This window comes from Bacillus cereus group sp. BfR-BA-01331, from assembly GCF_022663915.1.
GTDB classification, from domain to species: Bacteria; Bacillota; Bacilli; order Bacillales; family Bacillaceae_G; genus Bacillus_A; species Bacillus_A mycoides.
The window spans coordinates 337,550-358,088 of sequence record NZ_JAKUGJ010000004.1 but is presented as its reverse complement, the minus strand read 5'-3'; the positions used below and the strand labels follow the sequence as shown (position 1 = coordinate 358,088).

The following is a 20,539-nucleotide window of genomic DNA, read 5'->3' as shown; positions in this document are numbered from 1 at the left end:
ATGGACAATATAGTTGTTTTGAAAGCACGTGTTTGATTAGTAATCGAACACGTGCTTTTTATGTGTACGACGTACCAAATTGAGATGTAGATTTTTAATATAAATGGTTATTATGATTTTGGATTGTTATTGGCTGAAAGAATATTTATTGCAATGTTAGTTTGGCAACTTTTAATCCCAAATTAAAGGTCTTTCCAAGTTTATCATACGTAAATATTGTAAAAATTGACCTGCATGAACTGCATCATGATAGGCAATTCGTAATAGCATGTCGCCTAAATATCTTTGATAGCCAACATCGCTTCGATCAATAAGGGTTGAATCTAGCTCAGCTATGCTTATTGATTGAACATATTCTATGAAGTTAGTAAAGTATGATTGTGCCAATTCAATTTCTTTTTTTACACAAGTAATTGGCTCGTTATCATACGGGATATGTATGTCATTTATTGAGCCGTTGTTTTTTAAAATCATATGATAGTAAAAAGTTGAGGTCCAAACATGACGAATCATCTCACCAAAGGACATAGCCTCATGATCAGGTTTCCAATTAAGAAAATTATCGGGAAGAGAATTCCATAATTTTTCTGAGCGCCTTCTCGTTTCTTTCAAATTTAATATACTAAGATCAATTGCATTCATAATACATTCTCCTTTACTATTAAACTTAAAATAATTGTATCAATTTAACAGTTAGGGTATCATCGAAATATGAATGTATATCCGAATATCTCATATATAGCTAAACTAATTGCTGAACCTACAAGAGCAATTATCTTAGATTGTTTAATGAACAATCAGGCACTACCTGCTAGCGAATTGGCTTATAAGGCAAAAGTGTCACATCCAACGATTAGTTCTCATCTTTCTAAATTAGTAGAGGGGAATCTACTTACAGTTGAACAACATGGTAGACATCGTTACTATCGACTTGCTAATCAAGAGGTAGCAGAAGTTCTTGAAAAGTTAGGAACAATTGCACCAACAGTCCAAATTCGGTCTTTAAAACAATCGGATCAACTAAAACAAATTCGTTATGCTCGAACTTGCTATGATCATCTTGCAGGCAGACTCGGTGTAGAGATAACTGAAAAATTACTACACAGGGAATTTATAATTTTAAAGGAAGGAGAATACATTGTAACGGAACAAGGTAAGGAGTGGTTTCTGAATTTTGGAATAAATATTGATAAGGCCGATATAAAAAGGAGGGTATTTGCAAAACCTTGTCTTGATTGGAGTGAACGACGCTACCATATTTCTGGTTGGTTAGGATCTGCAATAGCAAAACTGTTTTTTGAACAGGAATGGATTACAAAAACGGATAAGAATCGAGCCGTTCATCTTACAAAAAAAGGTGTAAAGTTATTGGAAGATCAATTAGGCATTGATATGAAAACTGAGGAAAGAAACGCTTGAAATTATAAAAGTCCGTCAAAATGACGGACTTTTTCATTGGGTGAGTTTAGATTCGATGTAAGTGTTAGACTGAAATATGTTTAAACATCCATCTTCACTTTTAGCGATATACTCTCCATTATATTACTTTTTGCATTATTCCGGTTGCACCTCAAGCCTCATAATAAGCGGATAAATAATAGTACCCTGGCTCAGGAGAGGTAACTAATGAACGCAAAGTAAATGTTTTACCTTCATTTGGTTTTATTGTATGTCTTACTAGTTTCTCTTCATCTTTTGATTTGATTGAATATGTAAATGCATTTGTACCGGTATTTTCAACTGTGACTTTTAGGTCACTGAGACCACTAAAGTCAAATCCAGTACCCATGTCCCCGCGGAATGTATGTGTATTGTTAAATGAAGATGAATGAAAGGTTTGAAATTTTTCTTTATTGCTTGATGAAAGGGTAATCGTTTCTGTTTCAATACTTGAAGTTGAGGAATCTAGTTTTGTATTTGGTTTTGTTAATAAAGTAATCGCGCAAAGTGATGCAATTACAATAAATGAACTAGAGATAACGAACCGTTTTTTTGTAAGAATCATATATTCATCTCCTTTTATAGGAATATAAGAATTTATAATTTTAAGGGAAACATAACATATATGATATTTATTATCAATTCAATAAATCTTTCTTTTCATTCTTCTTTTTATAGTTTTATAGTGGAATGCTATGTTTCTTATTTCACCTACTGTATAATAAGAAAAAAGTACGAAAAGAGGTTATCTCATGCTAGAGGTTATTGCAACTTGTTTAGAAGATGTGAAGCGAATTGAAAAGGCTGGTGGAAATCGAATTGAACTCATTTCATCATATACAGAAGGTGGTTTAACACCGAGCTATGCTTTTATAAAAAAAGCAGTAGATGCAGTGCAAATACCAGTTCATGTTATGATTCGTCCGCATGCAAAGTCTTTTACATATACGGAAGAAGAAATTGAAATGATGAAAGAAGATATTGTAGTTGCTCAAAATCTTGGAGCTGCTGGTGTTGTATTAGGTGTGTTAAATGAACAAAATGAAGTTGATGAAGAGAAATTAGTAGATTTATTATCTGTTGTAGATGGAATAAATGTAACGTATCACCGTGCGATAGATGATACAGAAAATCCAGTAGAAGCGATGAAATTTTTGAAGAAATTCAATAAAGTTACTCACGTTTTAACTTCAGGCGGACAAGGAAATGTAGTAGATAATATTCCGGTTCTTGCAGCAATGCAAAAGGAAAGTGAAGGGAATATACAGCTTGTTGTCGGAAGCGGAGTAACGAAAAAGAATGTAAAACAATTGCTAGATGAAACTGGAATTACGCAGGCGCATGTAGGTACAGCGGTTAGAGAAGGTAAGTCATGTTTTTCTGAAATTGACCTAAATTTAGTACAAGAGTTAGTTGAAATAATAAAGTAAGTATGTAAGAAAGAGGAGAGACGATGAAGACAAATACGAAGAAAGAATTGATCTCATGGATTAAGACGATAGGTATTACACTTGCGATTGCCTTTATCGTTCGTGGGGTGCTATTTACGCCGTCATTAGTACAAGGTGAATCGATGATGCCAACTTTAGAAAATAATGAGCGAGTTCTCGTGAATAAGATTGGTTATAGTATAAGCGGGTTAGATCGTTTTGACGTTATCGTCTTCCACGGAAAAGAAGGGTACGATTTAGTAAAACGAGTAATTGGTTTACCAGGTGATACAGTTGAGTATAAAGATGATGTTTTATATGTAAACGGAAAGGCGATGGAAGAACCGTATTTAAAAGAATTTAAAGAAAAGGCGTCTGGTCGTGTATTAACTCCTGATTTTACGTTAGAACAAATCACAGGGAAAACGAAAGTGCCAGAGGGCCAAGTGTTTGTTTTAGGGGATAATCGTGAAGTATCTAAAGACGGTCGTATGTTTGGATTTATTTCAGAAGATGAAATTGTCGGAAAAGGGCAAGCTGTTTTCTGGCCATTGAAACAAGTAAGAGCGTTATAAAGCAAGTATGGGAGAAATATTCTTCCTGTCGATTTGAAATAAAGTCGTACTGTTTATAAAAAAGTTGCACCGTTTTATTCTTTTTGATTAAAGAAATCCAAGTGCGTTTGAATCAAATTTTTTTGTGAAACTGAATGTTCATTTAAGAAGGACAGAGGCCATTTTGATTATTATTTTTCAAAATGGCCTCTGTTTATTTGAAAATAGTATTGTGAGGAGGGAATTAAATGATAGTGAAAGAAGCAGAAGCAGAAGCTATCTTAAGCAGGAAAGGAGCCAAGAAAGTAAACGAAATTCCTAAAGAGGTCTTACAATTACTACAGCAAGGGAAATTAGAAAGTGTTAATCTAACAGAATGGCTAGCTATAAATCATATTGAACTACTTAAAAATGTCTTACCTTCAATAGGACTCAAGGATAGTTTGGAGTTTATAGTAGCTGAATTGGAAAAACAGAACGTTGAAACTGGAATGAAAGTCATTCGAATAATAGGAACTTTATTGGATAAAGTTATACGCGAAGAGAGTGAAAGGAAAAAGGAAGACTTACTGTTAAAATTATCTAATCATATTTCAGATAGTGTACGATGTTGGGCAGCGTTTATGAATAAAAAAACAAATAACACATTAAAAGATAAATTAACGTACATTCGACCTTTTGCAGCGGATCATCACTTTGGTGTTCGAGAAATTGCTTGGATGTCTATTAGAGAAGACCTTTCACAAAATATAGAAAAAAGTGTGGAGTTGTTAGTAGAATGGGCAAAAAGTGAAGATGAGAATATTCGCAGGTTCTCTGTAGAATCTATTCGTCCTCGGGGGGTATGGAGTAAACATATTGAAACATTAAAACAAGAACCTGATAAAGCACTTCCTATTCTTAATTTACTTAAATCAGATCCTTCAAAATATGTCCAAGATTCAGTTGGAAACTGGTTAAATGATGCAAGTAAAACCAAACCGGATTGGGTAATCAACTTGTGTGAAGAATGGGCAAAGGATACTGACATAAAATCAACTAGTAGAATTATTAAAAAAGCTAAAAGAACAATCTTGAAAAACAATTAACGTTCAATTAATGGACTTGTTAGTTGAACGAGGGAAACAAATAATCAATCATGTTTAAAAAAAGAATAATTTGAATAGCTATTAGAAGAGCATGTTTTGAACAAAGATTGTTCAAAACATGCTCTTTATATTTTTTTCTATATCAGTGTTATTAATGTAAATTGATAACACTTTATTTCAAATCTACACTTACATACTTTATTATTGAAATTTTCAATCTAACGGTTTTGTAGCAATGTGAACTTTGGAAAGTGAACCATCGTTATTTCTAAAAACAATTGCATATTCACCGTCAGGAAGCCAATCAGTCCAGTGAATATTGAATTCGCTTATCGCTTGTTCCCCAGGTTTTAAAGTTCCGTCAATCATCCAAGAATTTTTAGCGTTATATAGAGTGTAACGAAAAGGAGAATCACCTATATTTTGCACAAGAACGTTTAAGTTATCTCCTCCAAAATAATTGAAACTATAGGTGCTTGATCCAAAAAAGGCAACGTTGTTATTAGTTATGAGACGTTGTTCAATTTGAGAGCTTAAATTAGTATCTTCATTTGTCGCAAATGTTACATTATCCCCTATACAAAAAGATAGCATAATTGCAGGAATCACTAGCAGTCTTTTCAAAAGAAACACTCCTCACATTTTGTTGTACATATACCATAATAAATAAAAATATTAGAAATGTAATAACTTAATGTAGAAATTTACAAATGCATTTAATTATTTACGTTTTTTTAAATGACTGACAAAATTTATCGGAGGATATACACGAAAAATATATTGATAGAATTGAAAGAATATTTTATAATTTCAAATTATATGTTTGTTTCGAAAAACGGAATTGAAGTTCCGAAATTCGGAACGAAAAGGAGATAGGATGAGTATAAATAAAACGGCAGTTAAGACAATGGATATTTTAGAGTTGTTTTATGAGCATGAGGAGCTAAGTTTAACAGAGATGGTTCAGCTTACGAGCATGCCGAAAACATCTGTTTATCGTTTAATTGGCTCGTTAGAAGAAATGGACTTTTTACAAAAAACAGAAAAGGGCAAGTATCGTCTCGGAGTCGTTTTTTTACGATTCGGTCAACTTGTTTCGCAACGATTATCCGTAAGAAATATTGCAATTCCTTATATGAAAGAGCTTAGAGATAGTTTAGGGCAAGCAGTAAATTTAATTATTCAAGATGGTAATGATGCAATTTATGTTGAGAAGATGGAAGGAGCTCAGCCAGTACGTGTTTATACGGCGGTTGGAAGAAGAGCACCGCTTTATGCGGGTGCATGTCCGAGAATTTTACTATCGTATTTTTCTGAGGAAGAGAAAAGAAAGTACGTAGAGGAAACTGATTTAAAGCAGTTTGCAGATGGAACGATTGTGAATAAGGAGCATTTACTAGAAGTGTTACATATGGCAAAACAAGCTGGATACACAATTAGCTATTCTGAATTAGAAAATCATACAGCGGCTATAGCAGCTCCGATTTTTGCGAATGATGGAACGGTTGTAGCAGGTATTAGTATTTCGGGATTGGCAATTGAGTATAGCGAAAGTAACATTTCATATTTTACTGCGAAAGTGAAAGAAACAGCGAATCGCATTTCGAAAGAACTTGGCTTTTTGGCATAGAAAGAGGGAGTGGGATGAAATTTTCTGCGTTAGGGGATCAAGCAATTATTGTTACATTTGGTGAAGAAATTGGGATGGATATATACGAAAAAGTGCAACGATTATTTCAAGCGCTAAGGCGGCATCCATTTGTAGGAATGGTTGAATGCGTTCCGTCGTTTACTTCATTAGCGGTTTACTACAATTTGTACGAAGTATGGAAGGAAAATGATAGAAATATAAGGCCATATGATTACGTTTGCCAGTATATAAGGGAGCTATGTGATTCATATAAAGAAGAAGTGAACCGAGATGTGAAACATATTTCTATACCAGTGTGTTACGGGGGAGAGTATGGACCTGATTTAGAAGAGGTTGCGCATTATCAAGGCTTACAAGTAGAGGATGTTATTCGAATACATAGTGAAACAACATATTTCGTGTATATGTTAGGTTTTACGCCTGGCTTCCCTTATTTAGGGGGATTATCAAAAGAACTAGAAACACCTAGAAAAGAAACACCACGGTTACAAATCGCTCCTGGTTCAGTAGGGATTGGTGGAAATCAAACGGGTATTTATCCGCTTGAAACACCAGGAGGCTGGAATATTATCGGCCGAACACCTATTTCTCTATTTAATCCCAAAGAAGAAACACCAACATATATTCAAAGTGGTATGTATTTACGATTTATACCAATAACAAAAGAAGAGTACGTATCGCTTGAGGGGGCTAAAGAATGGATGTAGAGATTTTGCATGCAGGAATGTTTACAACAGTCCAAGATTTAGGGCGATCTCATTATCAACAATACGGTGTACCTGTTGGCGGGGCAATGGATAAAAATGCGCTCAGGATGATTAATATGTTAGTAGGTAATGAAGAGAATGAAGCTGGACTCGAAATTACAATAATGGGACCTAAAATGTTAATAAAGAAAACGACATTGCTTGCGATTGGCGGTGCGGATATGGAACCGTTATTAAATGGAGAACGTATTCCATTATGGCGTCCCATATTAGCTGAAGAAGGAAGCATGCTTTGTCTCGGAAAAGCAAAGAGTGGTTGCAGAGCATATGTGACTTTTGCGGGTGGTATAAATATTGATCGTACGATGGGAAGTAAAAGTACTTACATACGTGCTGCTCTTGGCGGTATTGAAGGGAGAATGCTGAAAAAAGGAGATTATTTTCAAATTGGTACAGGGGCAGAAGTTGCAAGTCGTTTCATTCAAAATTCACAAGAAGAAAAGCGTATAAAAACGAAGTGGGCAATTTGTAACAATGCTTTACCAAAATATAAGAAGCATCCTATTCTTCGCGTCATAACAGACTTTGAATATGATCAATTTACAGAAGAAAGTATAAAGTCGTTTTTTTCGAAAGAGTATAAAGTGTCCAATTATGCTGATCGCATGGGATATAGGCTTGACGGAGATGTTTTAAATAGAGTTGAAGAGATAGAAATTTTATCGAGCCCAGTTACATTCGGAACAATTCAAGTACCAAATGGTGGACAGCCTATTATATTAATGGCTGATAGACAAACGACAGGTGGTTATCCGAGAATTGGAAATGTAATTTCAGTAGATTTACCTCTTCTAGCGCAGCTGAAACCAGGAGACTATGTGACTTTTGAAAAAATAACTATGGAAGACGCTGCACAATTATATATAAAGCAGGAAACAAGTATGAGTCTATTAAAGAAATTCATCGCTTTACGAAGCTGAGATTAGGAGGAAAACATCGTGACTACAATCGATTTAAACTGTGATTTAGGAGAAAGTTTTGGAGCTTATAAAATGGGGAATGATGATGAAATTCTTCCGTTCGTTTCCTCTATAAACGTTGCTTGTGGTTTTCATGCTGGTGATCCGATCGTTATGCGGCAAACGGTTGAAAAAGCTCTGCAGCATAACGTAGCAATAGGAGCACACCCTGGCTTTCCTGATTTAATTGGATTTGGGAGAAGGAACATGCACGTTTCAGCAAGTGAAGTATACGATTATGTTTTGTATCAAATTGGCGCATTAGACGGATTTGTTAAAGCTGCTGGAGGGAAAATGCAACATGTAAAACCGCACGGTGCCTTATATAATATGGCAGCAACGGATTCGGAAATTGCGGATGCAATCGCAAAGGCAATTTATCATATTAACCCTGGATTATTACTTTACGGATTAGCGAATAGTGAGGCATTTATAAAGGCAACAGAAAAATATAATATAACTCTCGTACAAGAAGCTTTTGCTGATCGTACGTATAAGCAGGATGGAACTTTAACGAGCCGTACAGAAGAAAATGCTCTTATAAAAAATGAAGATGAAGCAATAAAACAAGTACTTCAAATGGTGAAAGAAGGGTATGTAGAATCGGTCAATGGGGAGAAAGTAGCAGTTCAAGCGCAAACGATATGTTTACACGGGGACGGAGAGAAAGCAGTCCAATTTGCGGGTGTAATATACAGAACATTCGAACTTAACGGTATTTCTATTTGTGCACCGAAATAAAGTGAAACTTTAATTAGCGGGATTAAAAATGAGGGGAAGTGCTAAAATTGATAAAATTAATTGGGATTTTACTTGTTGCGGTTGGATTTTTATTTAGGCTAAATACACTGTTAGTAGTAATGGTTGCGGGTATTGTTACTGGTATGGTTTCAGGCTTAAGTTTTTATGATGTGATCAGCATGTTCGGTAAATTTTTCATAGAAAACAGATATATGTCTATGCCAATCATATTAACTTTACCGGTAATCGGAATTTTAGAGCGTTATGGCTTAAAAGAAAGAGCAGAAGCACTTATAACGAAATCAAAAGGAGCAACAACTGGAAAAGTATTAATGTCATATTTTACGATAAGAGAATCATCAGCAGCACTTGGACTGAATATTGGAGGTCATGCGCAAACAGTGAGACCGCTCGTTGCACCGATGGCAGAAGGGGCTGCGCAAGGTAAATATGGTAAACTCCCTGATAAATTAAGAGAAAAGATTAAAGCAAACGCAGCAGCTGCGGAAAACACAGCTTGGTTTTTCGGAGAAGATATTTTCATTGCAACTGGTGCCATTTTATTAATGAAAGGATTCTTCGATTCAGTAGGTATGCATGTCGGTGTATGGGATATGGCGCTTTGGGGCATTCCAACTGCGATATCGGCACTGATTGTGAGCTGGATTAGGTTTAGAAGGTTTGATAAGTATATAGAGAAAACAATGAAGGCAGAAGAAAACCAAGAGAAGGAGGCTATATAAGATGAACATCATAACAATGGATACAATTTATTATGTATTAGGTATCATCGTTGCATTTATCGCTGTTCGTATTGCATTTGATCGTGAACATCCAAATAGATTTGGTTCTAGTTTATTTTGGGCATTGTTTGCAGTTACATTTTTATTCGGAAATGTAATCCCTTCGTTTTATGTTGGCTGTATTGTGCTCGCTATGGTCGTTTTAGCTTCATTAAATAAAGTAACAAAATCTGAGGAGAAAGAAGTACCAGTGCAAGAACGTGTGAAACATGCTGAGAAATTAAAGAATAAAATTTTCATGCCTGCACTATTAATACCTATTTTTACAATTATCGGTACATTAACGTTAGGGAAAATTAAATGGGGAAATGTCGCACTTGTTGATCCAGATAAAGTAACATTAGTTGCATTAGCGTTAGGAGCATTACTCGCATTCGTTGCAGCGATGCGTATTACAAAATCCAAAATAACAACGCCTGTTCAAGAAGGAAGTAGGTTATTACAAGCTGTTGGTTGGGCAGTTATTTTACCACAAATGTTAGCAGCACTTGGCGGTATTTTCGCGAAGTCTGGCGTTGGACAAGTTGTTTCTGATTTAGTCGGACAAGTGTTACCGACAGAGTATCCATTCGTTGCTGTTATGGCCTATTGTTTAGGAATGATGCTATTTACAGTCGTAATGGGGAATGCATTCGCAGCATTTGCCGTTATTACTGGAGGAATTGGCTTACCTTTAATTGTGCAAATGCACGGAGGAAACCCAGCAATTATGGCAGCATTAGGTATGTTTGCTGGATATTGCGGAACGCTGCTTACTCCAATGGCAGCAAACTTTAATATCGTACCTGCGATGCTTTTAGAACTGAAAGATAAAAATGCAGTCATTAAAGCACAAGTACCAATTGCTCTTTCAATTTTTATTATAAATATGTTTATTATGTACGGCCTTGTATATCGTTTCTAATTAGGAGAGTGAAACTATGAAAACAGTATTAGTAACAGGATTTGATCCGTTCGGCGGAGAAAGTATCAATCCAGCTTGGGAAGTCGTAAAAAGTTTGCATGAAAAAACAATCGGAGAGTACAAGATTATTAGTAAACAAGTTCCAACCGTATTTCATAAATCAATAAGAGTATTAAAAGAGTATATAGAAGAGTTGTCGCCTGAAATGATTATATGTATTGGACAAGCTGGGGGCAGACCAGATATTACGATAGAGCGTGTAGCAATTAATGTTGACGACGCAAGAATTGCTGATAATGAAGGAAATCAGCCGGTGGATATGCCGGTTGTAGAAGAAGGACCTAATGCGTATTGGTCTACACTTCCGATGAAAGCAATCGTGAAAAAACTTCGTGAAGAAGGTATACCATCATCTGTTTCACAAACGGCAGGTACATTCGTTTGTAATCATTTATTCTATGGTCTCATGCACGAACTAGAGAAACATGATAAGAAAATAAAAGGTGGATTTATTCATATTCCGTTCTTACCAGAGCAAGCGAGCAATTATCCAGGTCAACCGAGTATGTCACTTTCTACTATTAGTAAAGGTATACAATTAGCAGTTGAGATGACAACGGAAATAGAAGTGGATATTGTAGAATGTGGTGGCGCGACGCATTAAGTAAAATGAATTGTACAACACCTATTGTAAACAACTGGTATAATAAGTATAGGAATATACATAGAGGTGATTTTTGTGCAATTTGAAGAAGTACGTTCAATTTTAGAAAAAGCGAAGAAAATTACAGTGTTAACAGGTGCTGGTGCAAGCACAGAAAGTGGAATCCCTGATTTTCGTTCAGCAAATGGATTATATGCTGATGCGAATGTAGAGATGTATTTGTCGAGAGGCTATTATAATAGAAATCCGAAAGAGTTTTGGAAGCATTATAAAGAAATCTTTCAAATTAATACGTTTCATCAATATAAACCAAATCGCGGGCATCGCTTTTTAGCGGAGCTAGAAGAACAAGGGAAAGACATAACGATTTTAACGCAAAATATTGATGGTTTGCATCAAGTAGGTGGTAGTAAACATGTAATTGATTTACATGGAACACTTCAAACTGCGCATTGTCCGAAGTGTAAAACGGGATATGATTTACAATATATGATTGATCATGAAGTACCGCGTTGCGGGAAGTGTAATTTCATTCTAAACCCAGATGTTGTTTTATACGGAGATACACTGCCTCAATATCAAAATGCGATAAAACGTTTATATGAAACAAATGTACTTCTCGTAATGGGAACGTCATTAAAAGTACAGCCTGTCGCTTCATTCCCAGAAATCGCAAAGAGAGAAATAGGCGCAACAACAATTTTAGTAAATGAAGAGTTAACAGGGCAAGAATACAATTTTGATTTTGTTTTTCAAAATAAGATTGGTGAATTTACCAAAGGGTTATCTTCGATTAAATAAGTTTTTGTTTTCGTAAAGAAACTGAGGTGAATGATGTCTACCTCAGTTTTTTTTGTATGAATTATATTCATGTTATTGCGTATAAGGGGAATGGTAATAAATAGGATGAGAAAAACAAAAACTGAAAATTAAATCTTTTATTTCTTTTGTAATTAATATAAAATTCTATATATAGCATATAAATAAATTTAATACATAATGATTTTTGCGCAGAAATGTTAATAGAATGAAGCGAGGGAGCAAAATGAGACAGAAAAAGGAGAAACAGAAACAGTCGAAAAAGAAAAAGACTCATATTCCGTTTCGGTTAAATGTACTATTTTTTATCGTTTTTCTTTTATTTTCAGCTATTATTATTCAATTAGGTAAAGTACAAATCATTGACGGAGAAACGTATCGAAATGAAGTGAATAAAAAGGAAGATGTAACGGTGAGTACTCCAGTTCCGAGAGGGAAGATGTTTGACCGGGAAGGGAAAGTTATTGTAAATAATAAACCGTTACGAACTGTTACATATACGAAGATGAAAGGAGTGGACTCAAAAGAGGTTTTAATAGTGGCAAGAAATTTAGCGCAGCTAATTGAAATGCCGCAAGAAGATATGGACAAGTTAACAGAGACAGATAAAAAAGACTTTTGGATGCAGTTAAACGAAAAACGTGCAGCAACAAAAGTAACGAAAGAAGATGAGAGTAAATTTAGGAAACAGGAAATAGAAGGGAAAGACTTAGATAAGAAAGTAGAAGAATTGAGACGAGAAAGAATTACACAAGAAGAACTAAACGAGCTTTCGAAAGAGGATATAGAAGTACTAGCAATTAAAAGTAAAATGAATGCGGGATATAAAATGACGCCACAAATCGTCAAAAAAGATGTAAGTCAAAATGAATATGCAGTAGTGAGTGAAAGATTATCGAGCTTGCCAGGCGTAGATACGACTGTGGATTGGGAGCGCGAATATCCAAATGACAAAATACTACGTTCTGTACTTGGTAGTGTTTCTAGTGAAAATGAGGGATTACCAAGGGAGCAATTAGACTATTATTTAGTACGAGATTATAACAGAAATGATCGTATTGGTAAGAGTTACATCGAAAAACAATACGAAGATGTGTTACATGGAACGAAAGAACAGTCTAAAAATATTACTGATAAAGCTGGAAATATTATTCGGACTGAAAAAGTGACAAAAGGAAAAAGTGGAAATAATTTAATGCTAACAGTTGATATGGATTTGCAGAAAAAAGTGGAGGAAAGTCTTGAAAGGAATTTAAGGGCATTTCATTCTTCTGAACCGATGATGGATCGTGCATTCGTCGTTATGATGAATCCGAAAAATGGTCAAATTCTATCATTAGCAGGAAAGAAAATTGTAAATAAAGACGGCGGTATGCAAATAGAAGACTACGCTTTAGGAACGATGATAAGTTCTTACGAGTTAGGATCAACGGTGAAAGGAGCTACGGTATTAGCGGGATATCAAACAGAAGCGATTAAGCCATATACGCATTTCTTTGATGCACCAATGTACTTTAAAGGAAGTTCGAAGCCGAAGAAATCGTGGAAAGACTTTGGAGATATTGATGATTTAAGAGCATTGCAAGTTTCATCCAATGTCTACATGTTTAATACGGCGTTAAAGATTGCGGGGATTGATTATGTACCAAATAATCCACTAGATATTAAACAAGAAGCGTTTAATAAAATGCGTTATTACTTTAGACAATTTGGTTTAGGTGTACCAACCGGTATTGACCTTCCAAATGAATCGATTGGTCAAATGGGTAGAACCGATAATATACCTGGTTTTTTACTTGACTATGCGATTGGGCAATATGATACATATACGCCGCTGCAGCTTGCGCAATATATGTCAACGATTGCAAATGGTGGTTACCGAATGAAACCACAAATTGTACAAGAAATTAGAGAGCAACCAAATGGACCAGAGGAAGTCGGGAAAGTTATGCAATCGATGGAACCAGTCGTGTTAAATCGAGTGGATATGGATCTTTCATATATAAATCATGTGAAAGAAGGGTTTAGAAGAGTTTTCCAAGAGGTAGATGGGACCGGTGCTGGAACTTTTAAAGGTTTACCGTATAAACCGGCTGGGAAAACAGGAACAGCAGAAACAGTGTACGGTGGAGAAAGTGATATTGGAAGAGATGAAAACAATTATCGAAAAAAATGTTATAATTTAACTCTCGCCGGGTATGCGCCATATGATGCTGATCCGGAAGTTGCTTTTTCTGTTGTTGTGCCATGGGTAAATAATGATAAATCAGGTATTAATTCTGCAATTGGTAAAGAGGTTTTGGATGCATATTTTGATTTAAAAACGCAGAGATCGGGTGTAAGTCCAGTCCCAGTAACACAATAGCCGAGTGAGGCACAGTAAAAAATTCAAATTGTAGTATATCACTGCGCAAATGAACAGGTGCAGTGATATATTTTTGAGTTAAAAAGTGTTTTGATAAGGTGGGAATGGATATGAAAGAGGAAAATAAGAGAGGTTGGGGAAAGTACATACTATTTATATTTGTCCTAGTAGTAACGTACCAGTCTTTCACTTTATGTAAAGTGGAAGGAAAATCAATGCAGCCAACTTTACATGAAGAAGACTACGTATTTGTAAATAAAGCTGCGGTACATTTTTCTAGCTTACAGCACGGAGAAATCGTCATTATTAAGGAAGAGGATGAGTCGAAATATTATGTGAAACGTGTAATAGGGCTTCCTGGTGACGTAATTAACATAACGAATGGAACTGTATACGTAAATGACAAAAAGCAAGATGAACCTTATATAAATAAAGATTTATATAACAATACACAAGTGTTTTATAATTTTCAAAAGACAAAGATTCCGCCAAATAAGTTATTTGTAATGGGAGACAATCGTGAACAAAGTAAGGATAGTCGAAATGGTTTAGGATATATTGAAGAAGATAATATAATAGGAAAAGTGGAATTTGTGTACTATCCTTTTTCGAAAATGAAAATACTAGACTAGTTTAGTCTAGTTATTTTATTTTCTTCAAAAAACCATTCGGATTAAATGATATGAAAAATTTATGCTTTGTCTCATCTACTATGAAATTATTATTTTTTGTTAAAAATTCTTCCACAGCTTCCATCGGACCAGGGCCCCAATCAGGAAGAATAGGATTTCCGTTAATACATGTATCCTCGACGATCATGTAGCTACCAGTAGTTACAATTGATTTATATAATTGCAGTTCTTTTAATACATGTTCTTTACTATGATCGGAATCTAAAATAACTAAAATCACATCATCAGGTTTGCGCATACTTAATATTGATTGGACGGCCTGTACAGAAACAGATGAAGCTGTTAAATACGTAATTCGATTATGGGATGGCCGATTTGGTTGCGGAGTTATATCGATAGTAAGTACGTGACCTTTTCCTATTAAATCTAGAATAGAAGCTAAATAAAGTGCGCTACCACCATGGAAAGTCCCGCATTCAATAATTAAATTCGGTTGTAAGTCGTAAATAATTTCTTGATATAAGAAAAGGTCAGAGGGAAGTTTGCAAATGGGGACACCGAGCCAGTTTGTACCGTTTGGCCATACATTGCTATCATAAAAGCATTTTAAAAATTCATTTCCTATGTTATCGATGTTGAATTCTCCTTTCTCAAAAGGATTCTTTCGTTGGACGTAAAGTGTTTACGTATGAAAGTTGTACTGTATATTATGTGAGGAGCAATGACAAGGAGAGTGTTTTTACGTGGAAATGATAAGAATTCCTCATGTAGAAAATGAATTGCTTACAGAAGAGGATGTAAAAGAAAGGAAATGACGATATGTATAAGTACACAATTTGCTTCATTAGAAAAGGGGATAACATACTCCTTTTAAATAGAAACAAGAAGCCAACAATGGGAATGTGGAATGGCGTTGGAGGGAAAATTGAGGATAATGAAACTCCATATGAAGGAATAATTAGAGAAACGTTTGAGGAAACGGGTATAGAGCTTCCAAGTGTAACGTATAAAGGGAATGTTATCTTTCAAGATAAAGACGATCCTCAGGGTAGTGAGGGGATGTATGTATTCCTTGCTGAGCTACCAGTAGGAGTACATATTGACACACCATTAAGTACGGCTGAAGGAATATTAGAATGGAAGTCAATTGATTGGATATTAGATGGTGATAATAGAGGTGTAGTTAGCAATTTGCAAAGATATTTACCGACATTATTAAGTGAGGACAACAATTTAGAGCATGTATTCACATATGATAATCGGAATATTATTGATTACAAAACTACACTTTTGATAGAAGATAATACGAAAAAACGATATGAAAAATATCTCGTTTCTCAATAAGAGAAGACACGTTAAAATACAAAGAAAAAGCCAAATTCCAATAAAGAATTTGGCTTTTTTGTAAGGAATGCTAATTCAAGTTTTACTCTACATAATTCGCTTTTATAATAAAACGATGTTGCTTCACATCGAAATATCCTTTTTGTAAGATGATTTCATGTATGCGATATAATTCCTCATAATACCTTTCTACTGTAAAATCAGGAATTTGCCACGGAATTGCTTGCAAGTAATAGACAACAGCACCGACATCATAAAAACGCTGAAGAGGGAATTCTTCTTTCGCTTCTAAAATAGTAAATCCATTTTTCCTCAATTCACTACATGCCGTTTCGAGTGACCAACTTGAAAATTCGCTATTCAGCGGTGTGCCAAACTGCTCATTCAGTTCCGCACAATCAAGACCACCGACTTGTTGTGTAAGAAATGTTCCATTGATGGAAAGACTTCTTTTCACTTCAGAAGCAGAATAGGATTCATGTTGATTCACAATTAAATCAAACTGACCATCTTGAAATGGTAAAGCAGTATCATCAGTCACTTCTACGACTATAACTCCTAAAGGTTCTAATTTCTTTCGTGCAATTGGGACATTCGGAGCATAGCCCTCAGTCGCATAAATAGTTGACGGGAACGGTTGTAACATAGATAAAAACTCTCCGCCACCAGTCCCCATATCTAGCATTGATTTTGCACGTTGCATAAGCTGGAAAGCAGTGCTACCGTATGACCATGATAGGGGCTCGCTATTCATACGGCCAGTTTCTGAAATGAAAGAGAAATCCCAGCCGCTAAAGTTAGTCTTTGCACTTTCTAATAGTGCTGAAAATAATGGATCACGTTTCATATTGTTGTCCTCCTATTTCGTTAATAAATGATATAGTAAGAAAAGAAAAAGGGAGGACCTCTTATTAAAGTGGAACGGTTTTATGTTTCGTGTTCGAATAGATTCATATAAATTAGCTCCTTGCGAGAATGGTTATTTATATATTCGGGAGTATCGAGTGAAAATCCTTTGGAATTATAAGGGAAGGCAGTTGTTTAATGAAAAATTGGATGAAGTTTACAGACAAAGAGAGCGATCAAATATGGGATAGGGTATATAGTGATTTTGAGTTTTCACCAAGTATTTCTATATTCCCATCATTTAAGGTGCCAAGTCCTTTTGTGACATATGATATTTCTCATTGCTTTGGAGAATCGGTAGATTTAAATGTATATGACGACCTGGAAGAAAAAGCATTACTAGTTTTTAAAGAGAATACAGTATCGGATGAATATATAATGGCACTTGATTGGCAACATGAATGTTACTGGGTAAATCCACATTTAAAGTTTGATAGAAATGAATTTGATGAGTGGACAATCCCGATTTTTCCAAATGGAGATTATTATTTCTTTATTCAGAAGGACTTTAAGTGGGGGTATTTAGGCCATCCTTGGGAGAAGAGTATAACGATATTTGGAAAAGAATTAATAGAGAGTTTTGAACAACGTAAGCCAGAAATGTTTCAAAATATTTTAAGGCAGGGATAATGTTTTAAAGAGAAAAAACGCTTATACTTCATTTTTGAAGTATAAGCGTTTTTGTTTAAAATACTTAAAAACAAAAATCTTTTGGTAAAGTGCCACTTTTTATCATCGTTCTTAATCCATGTTTCATAATCAAAGGATTAACAGGATGGTCTTTATCGAGTAATTGTTGCAACCATTGAAAAACGAGTTCGTTATCTTCTTTCGTAATATCATTAATGTGATTGGCTACAGATTTTTGAACATACTTAGAAGGGTCATTCATTAATGGCTCAAGAAGCTTTAAATTATTTCTGAAGTCACCTTTCAGAGCTCCTATTTTTTTTGCCCAAGGAAGTCTTGGTCTAGTACCTTCTGAAACTAATCTCCTAATGTGGCTGTTTTCATCACGTAACCATTGCTGCAATATGTCCAAGGTGTCCTCATAGTATTTTTCAAGATAAGGACGAATAGCATATTCAGCAGTATTTCTCTTTGTTATTTCATACATTGCGTGGAACGAGGATTCAAAATCGTTAAGCCCATATTTTTCAACGTATTTTGCAATAGGCATGTACATATAACCATTTGTAAATGTGCCTACTTCTGTAGTATTTTCTGGTCCCAATGTTTTCAGTAATATATGTATTGCTTCATTAAAATCTTTTTGTAATGTATTGTGTAATTCATCTGCTATTACTTCTATACGTTGCTTTAACTCTAAATTTTCAACTTTACATGTCACGGTAGATACAAAGTTTCTTTTAGAGAAATTAGGATCGTGTTTACAAATAGAATCAGCTATTTTTTCTGCTAATTCTTCGCTGAATAAAAATTTTAATGGAACATATTTGCCCATTTTTTCACCCCATTGGTCGGATAAAAACAATGTTTATTTTTTAATCGACAATCCATACACCAAAGTCTCATTAGGAGTCGTAATACTAAAACCTGTCGTCTTATAATCAAGTTTTAATGTACCACCAGTGTAGTCTTTCGTGAATGAGTCCATTTGTACAATAAGCATTTCATCTTCATATACAACATCATCCGCATTATATGTATCCCAAATTAAATCAACATCAACGAAAATGCTACAAGAGTTTGTCATTGTCCCTCTAATGCGAATAATCTTTTTGTCTTCACGTTCTAATCTATGTATAGCAGCTTTTGCTTCATCAGTAATACGAATGTTCATGTAATCCCAACCTTTAAGTGTATTTACTTTATTATTGCAAAAAGATAAGAAATAGGGAAGTAAATGGGATTGTAATAAAAAAACGAGCAAACAATTTGTTTGCTCGTTTTTCTATACTTTATTCTATTTCAGTTCACATTTATCAAGTGGAATGACTTTCGTTTTCTTAGTAAATTTATATCCTAACCATAGTACTAAGAAGAGTGGTAAACCGATGTAAGAAACGAGTACACCGTTCCAGTCGATAGATGCTCCTGTAAATGCTCCGTAGTTTTGGCCTAAAATAACGATAACACAAAGTGCAAATGCAAAGATTGGACCGAACGGGAACCATTTCGCTTGATATGGTAAATCTTTCAAATCTTTCCCTTGTGCAATATAGGCTTTTCGGAAACGGTAATGACTAATAGCAATCCCTACCCAAGCAATAAATCCTGACATCCCAGAAGCATTTAATAACCAAATGTATACAACACCGTCACCGAATAAAGAAGCGATGAAAGCGACGCTACCAACTACTGATGTTGCGATTAATGCGTTAACAGGGACACCACGGCTATCTAATTTGCCTAAGAATTTAGGTGCTTTTCCTTGGCGAGCTAAATCCCAAAGCATACGAGTTGATGCATACATTCCAGAGTTACCAGCAGAAAGTACTGCAGTTAAAATAACAGCGTTCATAACAGAAGCAGCGAAGGCAACGCCCGCTTTTTCAAATACAAGTGTAAATGGACTTACTGTAACATCACTTGCTGCAAGGCTTTCAGTCGTATAAGGAATTAATAAACCGATAACGAGAATTGCTAAAATGTAGAATAATATAATACGCCAAAAGATAGAACGAATTGCTTTTGGAATATTGCGTTCTGGATCAGCAGTTTCACCAGCAGCTACTCCTAATAATTCAGTTCCTTGGAATGAGAAACCAGCAGCCATAAATACACCGATAATTGCCATGATGCCGCCATTAAATGGTGCATCTGCAACAGTGAAGTTTTTAAAGCCGACAGCTTCGCCGCCCATAATTCCAAAAATCATCATAAAACCGACAATTAAAAAGATAATAATAGTAACTACTTTAATAAGTGCGAACCAATATTCAGATTCACCAAAACCTTTAACAGATAAATAGTTTAAGAGAAAAATAATAGCTAAACAAAGTCCACTCCAAATAAGAGAAGGGGTATCTGGGAACCAAAATTTCATAATTAATGTTACGGCTGCTAGTTCGGCAGCGATCGTAATCGCCCAGTTATACCAATAGTTCCATCCAAGTGCAAAACCAAGTGATGGATCAACAAATTTTGTTGCATAAGTGCTAAAAGAGCCAGTAACAGGCATGTAAGCTGCGAGTTCTGCTAAGCTTGTCATTAAAAAATAAACCATAATTCCAATTGCGGCATATGCGACTAATGCACCGCCAGGACCAGCTGAATGGATAACACCACCACTGGCAAGAAATAATCCGGTACCGATTGTACCACCGAGAGAAATCATCGTAAGGTGACGAGATTTTAATCCGCGTTTTAATTCACCTTGTCCTTGTGTAGTTTGCGTTTTAGAGGTAGATTGATTTGTTGCGCTATTCATGTTCAACACTCCTTTTCTTGTAGGTTAGGAAGGAGCGGGGGAGAAAAATACAAAAAACCGCCAAAGGAATTAGGCGGA

At 35.2% G+C, this 20,539-nt stretch carries 24 protein-coding genes; 16 read left to right on the top strand and 8 right to left on the bottom strand.

Annotated elements, in window-relative coordinates; genetic code table 11:
* Positions 1-171: 171 nt before the first annotated feature.
* Positions 172-642 (bottom strand): DinB family protein, encoded by a 471-nt coding sequence (locus MR155_RS10700; RefSeq protein ID WP_219302968.1) that lies wholly within the window; start codon positions 640-642, stop codon positions 172-174.
* A gap of 69 nt (positions 643-711) precedes the next feature.
* On the opposite strand from MR155_RS10700, the gene MR155_RS10695 reads away from it, so the two are divergent.
* Positions 712-1,419, top strand: a complete 708-nt coding sequence (locus tag MR155_RS10695) for an ArsR/SmtB family transcription factor (RefSeq protein WP_242309661.1) — start codon at positions 712-714, stop codon at positions 1,417-1,419.
* A 151-nt stretch (positions 1,420-1,570) separates the two neighbouring features.
* Here MR155_RS10695 and MR155_RS10690 read toward each other — a convergent pair whose 3' ends face one another.
* Positions 1,571-2,005, bottom strand: a complete 435-nt coding sequence (locus MR155_RS10690; protein ID WP_242309659.1) for a hypothetical protein — start codon at positions 2,003-2,005, stop codon at positions 1,571-1,573.
* A gap of 187 nt (positions 2,006-2,192) precedes the next feature.
* Between MR155_RS10690 and MR155_RS10685 the strand changes: the two genes are divergently transcribed.
* From MR155_RS10685 to MR155_RS10675, 3 genes are all read left to right on the top strand, one after another.
* The gene (locus tag MR155_RS10685) at positions 2,193-2,870 is read left to right on the top strand and encodes a copper homeostasis protein CutC (protein WP_242309657.1); all 678 of its coding nucleotides are present in this window, start codon (positions 2,193-2,195) and stop codon (positions 2,868-2,870) included.
* 23 nt (positions 2,871-2,893) lie between these two features.
* Positions 2,894-3,445 (top strand): signal peptidase I, encoded by a 552-nt coding sequence (gene lepB / locus MR155_RS10680; RefSeq protein ID WP_002084707.1) that lies wholly within the window; start codon positions 2,894-2,896, stop codon positions 3,443-3,445.
* 227 nt (positions 3,446-3,672) lie between these two features.
* A complete protein-coding gene (locus tag MR155_RS10675; protein WP_002142360.1) occupies positions 3,673-4,512 on the top strand; it encodes a DNA alkylation repair protein in 840 nt (279 codons plus the stop codon).
* A 213-nt stretch (positions 4,513-4,725) separates the two neighbouring features.
* Here MR155_RS10675 and MR155_RS10670 read toward each other — a convergent pair whose 3' ends face one another.
* Positions 4,726-5,136 (bottom strand): hypothetical protein, encoded by a 411-nt coding sequence (locus MR155_RS10670; RefSeq protein WP_061675625.1) that lies wholly within the window; start codon positions 5,134-5,136, stop codon positions 4,726-4,728.
* Positions 5,137-5,389: 253 nt separating this feature from the next.
* Here MR155_RS10670 and MR155_RS10665 point away from each other — a divergent pair, with 253 nt between their 5' ends.
* The 10 genes from MR155_RS10665 (at position 5,390) to lepB (MR155_RS10620) (ending at position 14,817) form a co-directional block, all read left to right on the top strand.
* Entirely contained in the window at positions 5,390-6,142 is a 753-nt protein-coding gene (locus tag MR155_RS10665; protein ID WP_242309655.1) for an IclR family transcriptional regulator, read from the top strand.
* A 14-nt stretch (positions 6,143-6,156) separates the two neighbouring features.
* Entirely contained in the window at positions 6,157-6,870 is a 714-nt protein-coding gene (gene pxpB / locus MR155_RS10660) for a 5-oxoprolinase subunit PxpB (RefSeq protein ID WP_242309653.1), read from the top strand.
* Positions 6,861-7,850 carry a 5-oxoprolinase subunit C family protein gene (locus MR155_RS10655; protein ID WP_242309652.1) on the top strand — a complete coding sequence of 330 codons (990 nt, stop codon included), beginning with the start codon at positions 6,861-6,863 and terminating at the stop codon, positions 7,848-7,850. The genes pxpB and MR155_RS10655 overlap by 10 nt, the downstream gene beginning before the upstream one ends.
* A gap of 18 nt (positions 7,851-7,868) precedes the next feature.
* A complete protein-coding gene (gene pxpA, locus MR155_RS10650; RefSeq protein WP_219302951.1) occupies positions 7,869-8,630 on the top strand; it encodes a 5-oxoprolinase subunit PxpA in 762 nt (253 codons plus the stop codon).
* A gap of 47 nt (positions 8,631-8,677) precedes the next feature.
* On the top strand, positions 8,678-9,373 hold the full coding sequence (locus tag MR155_RS10645; RefSeq protein WP_113935811.1) for a DUF969 domain-containing protein: 696 nt from the start codon (positions 8,678-8,680) through the stop codon (positions 9,371-9,373).
* Position 9,374: 1 nt separating this feature from the next.
* Complete coding sequence (locus tag MR155_RS10640; protein WP_219302949.1) at positions 9,375-10,337, top strand: DUF979 domain-containing protein; 963 nt, start codon at positions 9,375-9,377, stop codon at positions 10,335-10,337.
* 16 nt (positions 10,338-10,353) lie between these two features.
* Positions 10,354-11,001, top strand: a complete 648-nt coding sequence (pcp, locus tag MR155_RS10635) for a pyroglutamyl-peptidase I (RefSeq protein ID WP_242309650.1) — start codon at positions 10,354-10,356, stop codon at positions 10,999-11,001.
* Between the two features lie 75 nt (positions 11,002-11,076).
* Positions 11,077-11,802 carry an NAD-dependent protein deacylase gene (locus MR155_RS10630; protein WP_242309648.1) on the top strand — a complete coding sequence of 242 codons (726 nt, stop codon included), beginning with the start codon at positions 11,077-11,079 and terminating at the stop codon, positions 11,800-11,802.
* 226 nt (positions 11,803-12,028) lie between these two features.
* On the top strand, positions 12,029-14,185 hold the full coding sequence (locus MR155_RS10625; protein ID WP_242309646.1) for a peptidoglycan D,D-transpeptidase FtsI family protein: 2,157 nt from the start codon (positions 12,029-12,031) through the stop codon (positions 14,183-14,185).
* Between the two features lie 110 nt (positions 14,186-14,295).
* Complete coding sequence (gene lepB / locus MR155_RS10620) at positions 14,296-14,817, top strand: signal peptidase I (protein WP_242309644.1); 522 nt, start codon at positions 14,296-14,298, stop codon at positions 14,815-14,817.
* Positions 14,818-14,827: 10 nt separating this feature from the next.
* On the opposite strand, the gene MR155_RS10615 is transcribed toward lepB (MR155_RS10620), so the two are convergent.
* Positions 14,828-15,451 carry a cephalosporin hydroxylase family protein gene (locus tag MR155_RS10615; protein WP_242309691.1) on the bottom strand — a complete coding sequence of 208 codons (624 nt, stop codon included), beginning with the start codon at positions 15,449-15,451 and terminating at the stop codon, positions 14,828-14,830.
* Between the two features lie 185 nt (positions 15,452-15,636).
* On the opposite strand from MR155_RS10615, the gene MR155_RS10610 reads away from it, so the two are divergent.
* Complete coding sequence (locus MR155_RS10610; protein WP_242309642.1) at positions 15,637-16,161, top strand: NUDIX hydrolase; 525 nt, start codon at positions 15,637-15,639, stop codon at positions 16,159-16,161.
* A gap of 82 nt (positions 16,162-16,243) precedes the next feature.
* Here the strand turns inward: MR155_RS10610 and MR155_RS10605 are convergent, their stop codons facing one another.
* Positions 16,244-17,008, bottom strand: a complete 765-nt coding sequence (locus MR155_RS10605; RefSeq protein ID WP_242309640.1) for a class I SAM-dependent methyltransferase — start codon at positions 17,006-17,008, stop codon at positions 16,244-16,246.
* A gap of 197 nt (positions 17,009-17,205) precedes the next feature.
* Here MR155_RS10605 and MR155_RS10600 point away from each other — a divergent pair, with 197 nt between their 5' ends.
* The gene (locus tag MR155_RS10600) at positions 17,206-17,697 is read left to right on the top strand and encodes a DUF2716 domain-containing protein (RefSeq protein WP_242309638.1); all 492 of its coding nucleotides are present in this window, start codon (positions 17,206-17,208) and stop codon (positions 17,695-17,697) included.
* Between the two features lie 64 nt (positions 17,698-17,761).
* On the opposite strand, the gene MR155_RS10595 is transcribed toward MR155_RS10600, so the two are convergent.
* The 3 genes from MR155_RS10595 to MR155_RS10585 form a co-directional block, all read right to left on the bottom strand.
* Positions 17,762-18,532 carry a DNA alkylation repair protein gene (locus MR155_RS10595; protein ID WP_242309636.1) on the bottom strand — a complete coding sequence of 257 codons (771 nt, stop codon included), beginning with the start codon at positions 18,530-18,532 and terminating at the stop codon, positions 17,762-17,764.
* A 33-nt stretch (positions 18,533-18,565) separates the two neighbouring features.
* Positions 18,566-18,871 carry an iron-sulfur cluster biosynthesis family protein gene (locus MR155_RS10590; RefSeq protein WP_113935798.1) on the bottom strand — a complete coding sequence of 102 codons (306 nt, stop codon included), beginning with the start codon at positions 18,869-18,871 and terminating at the stop codon, positions 18,566-18,568.
* 123 nt (positions 18,872-18,994) lie between these two features.
* Complete coding sequence (locus MR155_RS10585) at positions 18,995-20,461, bottom strand: amino acid permease (protein ID WP_113935797.1); 1,467 nt, start codon at positions 20,459-20,461, stop codon at positions 18,995-18,997.
* Positions 20,462-20,539: the final 78 nt, after the last annotated feature.

Excerpts from the sequence above, each read along its gene's own strand:
- MR155_RS10700 (WP_219302968.1), bottom strand. The coding sequence starts at position 642 with ATGAATGCAATTGATCTTAGTATATTAAATTTGAAAGAAACGAGAAGG.
- MR155_RS10695 (WP_242309661.1), top strand. The coding sequence starts at position 712 with ATGAATGTATATCCGAATATCTCATATATAGCTAAACTAATTGCTGAA.
- MR155_RS10690 (WP_242309659.1), bottom strand. The coding sequence starts at position 2,005 with ATGATTCTTACAAAAAAACGGTTCGTTATCTCTAGTTCATTTATTGTA.
- MR155_RS10685 (WP_242309657.1), top strand. The coding sequence starts at position 2,193 with ATGCTAGAGGTTATTGCAACTTGTTTAGAAGATGTGAAGCGAATTGAA.
- lepB (WP_002084707.1), top strand. The coding sequence starts at position 2,894 with ATGAAGACAAATACGAAGAAAGAATTGATCTCATGGATTAAGACGATA.
- MR155_RS10675 (WP_002142360.1), top strand. The coding sequence starts at position 3,673 with ATGATAGTGAAAGAAGCAGAAGCAGAAGCTATCTTAAGCAGGAAAGGA.
- MR155_RS10665 (WP_242309655.1), top strand. The coding sequence starts at position 5,390 with ATGAGTATAAATAAAACGGCAGTTAAGACAATGGATATTTTAGAGTTG.
- pxpB (WP_242309653.1), top strand. The coding sequence starts at position 6,157 with ATGAAATTTTCTGCGTTAGGGGATCAAGCAATTATTGTTACATTTGGT.
- MR155_RS10655 (WP_242309652.1), top strand. The coding sequence starts at position 6,861 with ATGGATGTAGAGATTTTGCATGCAGGAATGTTTACAACAGTCCAAGAT.
- MR155_RS10640 (WP_219302949.1), top strand. The coding sequence starts at position 9,375 with ATGAACATCATAACAATGGATACAATTTATTATGTATTAGGTATCATC.
- pcp (WP_242309650.1), top strand. The coding sequence starts at position 10,354 with ATGAAAACAGTATTAGTAACAGGATTTGATCCGTTCGGCGGAGAAAGT.
- MR155_RS10625 (WP_242309646.1), top strand. The coding sequence starts at position 12,029 with ATGAAGCGAGGGAGCAAAATGAGACAGAAAAAGGAGAAACAGAAACAG.
- lepB (WP_242309644.1), top strand. The coding sequence starts at position 14,296 with ATGAAAGAGGAAAATAAGAGAGGTTGGGGAAAGTACATACTATTTATA.
- MR155_RS10610 (WP_242309642.1), top strand. The coding sequence starts at position 15,637 with ATGTATAAGTACACAATTTGCTTCATTAGAAAAGGGGATAACATACTC.
- MR155_RS10605 (WP_242309640.1), bottom strand. The coding sequence starts at position 17,008 with ATGAAACGTGATCCATTATTTTCAGCACTATTAGAAAGTGCAAAGACT.
- MR155_RS10600 (WP_242309638.1), top strand. The coding sequence starts at position 17,206 with ATGAAAAATTGGATGAAGTTTACAGACAAAGAGAGCGATCAAATATGG.
- MR155_RS10595 (WP_242309636.1), bottom strand. The coding sequence starts at position 18,532 with ATGGGCAAATATGTTCCATTAAAATTTTTATTCAGCGAAGAATTAGCA.
- MR155_RS10590 (WP_113935798.1), bottom strand. The coding sequence starts at position 18,871 with ATGAACATTCGTATTACTGATGAAGCAAAAGCTGCTATACATAGATTA.
- MR155_RS10585 (WP_113935797.1), bottom strand. The coding sequence starts at position 20,461 with ATGAATAGCGCAACAAATCAATCTACCTCTAAAACGCAAACTACACAA.